Source organism: Citricoccus sp. (genome assembly GCF_032154715.1).
Taxonomy (GTDB): domain Bacteria; phylum Actinomycetota; class Actinomycetes; order Actinomycetales; family Micrococcaceae; genus Citricoccus.
In genome coordinates this window covers 1-4,910 of record NZ_JALDXU010000145.1, presented here as the reverse complement: position 1 = coordinate 4,910, position 4,910 = coordinate 1, and the positions used below count along the sequence as shown (strand labels likewise).

General features: G+C 67.9%; 5 protein-coding genes. 2 read left to right on the top strand and 3 right to left on the bottom strand.

What is annotated here, in order from left to right:
* Nucleotides 1-196: 196 nt before the first annotated feature.
* Nucleotides 197-811: a class I SAM-dependent methyltransferase gene (locus tag RUH65_RS15250; protein WP_313818486.1), complete on the top strand. Its 615-nt coding sequence runs from the start codon at nucleotides 197-199 to the stop codon at nucleotides 809-811.
* Between the two features lie 76 nt (nucleotides 812-887).
* Nucleotides 888-1,619, top strand: coding sequence for a GAF and ANTAR domain-containing protein (locus RUH65_RS15245; protein WP_313818484.1), 732 nt, complete (start codon nucleotides 888-890; stop codon nucleotides 1,617-1,619).
* A gap of 18 nt (nucleotides 1,620-1,637) precedes the next feature.
* Here RUH65_RS15245 and RUH65_RS15240 read toward each other — a convergent pair whose 3' ends face one another.
* The 3 genes from RUH65_RS15240 to RUH65_RS15230 all read right to left on the bottom strand — a co-directional run bounded on the left by RUH65_RS15240 (nucleotide 1,638) and on the right by RUH65_RS15230 (nucleotide 4,762).
* The gene (locus RUH65_RS15240; protein ID WP_313818483.1) at nucleotides 1,638-3,011 is read right to left on the bottom strand and encodes a class I SAM-dependent RNA methyltransferase; all 1,374 of its coding nucleotides are present in this window, start codon (nucleotides 3,009-3,011) and stop codon (nucleotides 1,638-1,640) included.
* A gap of 365 nt (nucleotides 3,012-3,376) precedes the next feature.
* Nucleotides 3,377-4,240: a PRC and DUF2382 domain-containing protein gene (locus RUH65_RS15235; RefSeq protein ID WP_313818481.1), complete on the bottom strand. Its 864-nt coding sequence runs from the start codon at nucleotides 4,238-4,240 to the stop codon at nucleotides 3,377-3,379.
* 306 nt (nucleotides 4,241-4,546) lie between these two features.
* On the bottom strand, nucleotides 4,547-4,762 hold the full coding sequence (locus RUH65_RS15230) for a CDGSH iron-sulfur domain-containing protein (protein ID WP_313818480.1): 216 nt from the start codon (nucleotides 4,760-4,762) through the stop codon (nucleotides 4,547-4,549).
* Nucleotides 4,763-4,910 lie beyond the last annotated feature (148 nt).

Sequence of the window (4,910 nt, the reverse complement as noted above, 5' to 3'; positions counted from 1 at the left end):
CCGACGACCAACTCCGCCGCGTGGCCGAACCCCTCCTCAAATCCGGCTACGGCACATACCTCCTCGGACTGCTCGAGGACGAACGCAGCATCCCCGAACTGAGCCTGCGCGCGGCATCCTGAGCCTCCTCAACACCCTGAGATGCCACGATGTCCATGGCGGTCACGGCCGGCGTTGGTCCGGCAGAATGAAGGTCATGCGACACCTGACCTTCTGCGGCCTGGCCATCTCGTTCGACGAGCGCGTGCTCGAGCCACGGCCCTGGACCGAGGCGCAGTCCACGTGGGCGGCCGAACTGCTGGCCGAGGCGGCACCGGGCCCGGTGCTGGAACTCTGCGCCGGCGTCGGGCATATCGGTTTGGGCGCCGTGCGGGACTCGGACCGCCGCCTGGTCATGGTGGACGTGAACCCCGTGGCCGAGGAGTTCGCCCGGCAGAACGCGGCGGCGAACGGCCTGACGGAGCGCATCGACTTCCGCCTGGCCCGGCTGGAAGACGCCCTGGCGGAGGGTGAGCGCTTCGCCATGGTCGTGGCGGACCCGCCGTGGGTGCGCTCGGCGGACACCTCGCGGTTCCCCGCGGATCCGGTGCTCGCCATCGACGGCGGCGACGACGGCCTCGACCTCGCGCGGAGCTGCGTGGGCCTCATGGACCGGCACCTGGCCGACGGCGGCTCTGGCCTGCTCCAGCTCGGCACCACCGAACAGGCGGAGACGATCGCGGCCGAGGCAGCCCAGCGTCCGGAGGGCTCGGTCACAGTGGTCGAGACACGCGCCTTCGATCGCGGCGTGCTGGTGCGCCTCGCGCGCTGATCCACCGTTGCTTCACTGCTGATCTGCCGCTGACCTGGCGCCGGTCCGCGGCGCCAGGCGGGGATAGCATGGGTGCATGACTGAGACGGAGCAGGGCACCGCGAGCGAGTGGCTCTACGACCTTTTGCTCGACAGCCCCGACCTGCAGGCGTTCGTGGAGGACTTCACCACGGCGTTGCACGAGGGCATGTCGACCACCCCGGGAATGCTGTGGTGCTCGGTGACGGTCTTGCGCCAGAAACGCGCGGCCACCATGGCCTCGAGCGCTGAGTGGATCGACGATCTGGACGCCCAGCAGTATGAGTTGGGAGATGGGCCCTGCCTGACCGCGGCAGCCGAGTTGGTGCCACAGTTCGTCCCGGACTGCGCGTCCGATGAGCGCTGGCCCGCCTTCACGTCACTGGCGGCGGAAGCCGGAGTCAGTTCCGTCCTGGCCTTCCCCTTCGACCTGGCCGGTGAGGCCTCCGGTTGCTTCAATATCTACTTCTCCGATCACCAGAGTTATGACGCGGTCTCACGCCATGAGATCGAGAGCATCCTCGGCATCACATCCAAGGGTCTTCGGCTGGCGGTGCGGTTGGCCCGTCACCAGGAGACCCAGGCGGACCTGGACGCGGCCCTGCGATCCCGCACGTCCATTGACCTCGCGGTGGGCGTCATCATGGGTCAGAACCGGTGCTCGCAAGAGGAGGCCTTCAAGATCCTGACGGAGGTCTCCAGTCACCGCAACATCAAGGTTCGCGACCTGGCCACCAGCCTGGTGGACCAGGTGGGCCAGGCTCCGACCAAGACGCACTTCGATCGTTAGATCTACTGTCCCGCCAGGTCAGGCACGTGGTCTGGTGAACACGCCGACCGAGGTCATGTGGTGCGTGTCCGGCGAGAGGTCGAAGACCTGGACGGTCTCCAGCCTCCACCCGCGCTCGTTGAGACAACGGGTGTCCTGGGCGAACGCCGCCAGATCCCCGGCGACGTAGACGATCCTGCCGGGATGAAGCTCGTGAAGCCGGCTGAGCACCGCGCGTCCGGCACCCGGCCGCGCTGGGTGCATCACCACCGTGTCGACGTGGCGGCTGTGGAGACCGCCTTCCGAGAATCCGGAATCCGGCGCCTGCAGCCAGCCGCTCAGCACCTCAGCGGCTGTCCCGTTGAGCGCGATCGCGTGGGACACGTCCTGCAGGTTCTGCCGGGCATCACGGCTCGCCCGGGGATCCGCTTCGACGGAGAGGACTGCGCCCTTCGGACCGGTCGCTGCGGCGAGGAAGCGGGAGAACAGACCTGCCCCCGCATCCAGGTCTGCCACCACCTGGCCGTCCTGGACCTCGGCGGCGTCCATGACGGCCTCGACGAGGGTGGCCGGGGCGTCCCGGTGGACCGGCCAGGACCCTTCTCCGGTGACCCGGAAGGTCCGGGTGCCGAACCGCTCCGAACAGACGTCCTCCTGCACCCAGGAACGGCCACGCAGCAGGACGTCCTCCGCCGTGCCTCCGAGTGCCGTCTGGGTCTCGGTCTTCTGGCTCGTCTGATTCTTTCCGGCCTTGCCCACGGCGACCACGGCGGAGATCCGCTTCGGAAGCCTGGACAGCTGACGCCGCCAGACCGTCATATAGCTCGTCAGCGTCTCCGGTGAGTCGGCGATCTGCGGGAGCGGGGTGACGATGATGAGGGCTTCGCGGCAGTGGCCCGGCGTGGTGACCTTCACGCTGGCCGCGCCGGAGAAGTCGATCTCCCACAGGTGCAGTTCGTTGAGTTCCGGGACCGCCAGCGGGATGTTGCTCACCGGAATGGTGTTCCGGCCGCTGTGGACGGGCATGGACAACCGGCCCCCCGGGGAGACGGCGAAGGTGGTACGGGTGCGCCAATGGAGTCCGGAAGGTTCGTCGCCGGTCATCCCGTGGACGAGGACCTCCACGTCCTCCACCGTCTGCCGGCCCAACCGGACCATGGTGTCCCGGAAGACCTGTGCCTTGAGCCGGCGCTGGTACTCCAGCACGATGTGGCCGTATTCCGCGCCGACCACGGGCTGGCGGCCAGCAGGGTAGGAGCGCAGCGAGTCGGCCAGCTTCCACTGGTTCAGACGCCGGAACTCCGAGGGGCGAATCACCTTGACGGTGTCCGCCCGCCAGAACTGGTCCGAGGGCGCGGCGGCGGTCAGTTCCGCGATGACGGTCTCGCCGGGGATCGCGTGACGGACGAACACCGGCCTCCCCTCATGGCGAGCGACGCAGTGCCCTCCGTGGGCCATGGGCCCGACCTTCAGGATCAGCCGCATCGGATCAGGAGCCGCAGGCGAGGAGGGCTGTGGCGGGCTGGTGACGTCAGTCCGGACCGGTCCGGTCAGTACGGGGGCCTCAATATGGACACGCAGTGATTGCTCCACGATTCTCCTGAAAGTCGCTTCGGAAGAGCCCACTGCTAGACCCATCTGTCACGCTAACGGAAAACGCGTCGGCCGACTAGCCGTTCCGGCCAACCTGGTCACTGCCAGCCTGATCGACCCGGCGGCCCGAGCTCTCAACCGACGGTTGGGTTTGGTGAGAGCTCGGGCGTCAGGGACCGTCGGGGTCAGTCGCGTCGATCGCGACGGCCGGCGTCCGGGCCGTCTTCATCCACCTCGACGTCCTCGTGCTGCACGGTTCCGGCGACCCGCTCGGTGTCCTGGACCTGGGTCTTGTCCACGGTGACTTTCTCAGCCGTCGCCGTCTTGTTCACCACGGGGACCTCTTCGTGGGTGGTCACCTCCACCTCCTCGTCTCCGGTCCCGCGCCGGGCTTCCGCCGAGTTCGGGTCCACGGGCTCACGCTCCACGACGATCTCTTCCCGGCTCACCGGCACCTCGACCGTCTCCGTGTCGGTGTAGGCGTGCTTGCGCAACCGCACCCGGCCGGTCTCATGGACCTCGGTGCCGACGTTGAGCTGCTCGTTCCGTGCGGTGACGGACTCGGTGTCCGTGCCGACATCGCGGCGTGCATCGCCCCTGGTGTCACGCCCGGCATCATGATCAGCACCGGGGACGGCGCCCGCCGTGCCCTGGTCGGTGCCGACGGTGTCCCGGCCGGCGTCGGCGGTGTCCCGGCCCATGCCGGCCGTGTCCCGGCCGGTGTCGGCCGTACCCGAAGAGTCGATGGAGTAGTACTCGTAGATCCGCTGTTCCTCCTGCGGGGTCAGAGATCCATCGGCATCGACGTTCGGGGCATCCTTGACGAACGCCTTGTCGAAGGGAACCTGCAGTCCGTCCCGGGAGGGGCTGGCCTTCGAGATTGGGACGAAGGTCTCCTTGGCTCCGAAGAGTCCCGTTTTCACCGTGACGAAGGTGGGCTGGTTCGTGCGGTCATCGAGATACACCTGGCCGACGGATCCGATCTTCTCGCCATCAGTGCCGTAGACGGTCGCATCCTGAAGTTGCTCTACAGTGTTGAAGTCCTGCATGGCATGCTCTCCTGACTTGTAGCGTCCGGCGTGCGTCCACACGTCGGTGGAGTCGGGGTTCTTCCAGCGGGATGACCGCGGAGACCCTGCATCGGCCACCCCTCTGCCGAACCTCTGAGAGCCGGTCAAAGGTGGTGACGTGCGTTCAAGGTAGCGAGGGCTCAGGGCCGGTGCAATGAATGCGGAACGCCCATTAAAAGTGCGCTCGTGGGGCGGCCAGGGGGTGGACTCGCTCGCACACCGTCCCCCACCATGGGCGCCCCATACCGGATCGGTCACTCCGTCCGGCAACGGCCGGGGACACGCTTAATTACCGCGCTGGCGCAGCACCTTGTGCGTGCCGTCGCACCACGGCTTGACTGCGGAGGCCCCGCACCGGCAGACGGCGCTGACGGGGCGCCACGTGCGGTGCTCGTTGCCGTCCTCGTCCTGCACCACGTGGTCACCGCGCAGCAGCATCGGCCCTCCGGGACACAGGATCACGTCCGGGTGGCCCGGGGAGGGCTCTTCCGTCCCGCTCATGCCGCCCACCGTGTCAGCATCCGTTCGGCGTACCGATCCGCCAGATCGAGCGCCGAGAAGGCGCCGAAGTAGACGTCATCATGCAACTCCGGTTCCTCCTCCAGCAGGGCACCGCAGATGGTGCGCACCGCCAGCTGCTCGTGCACCG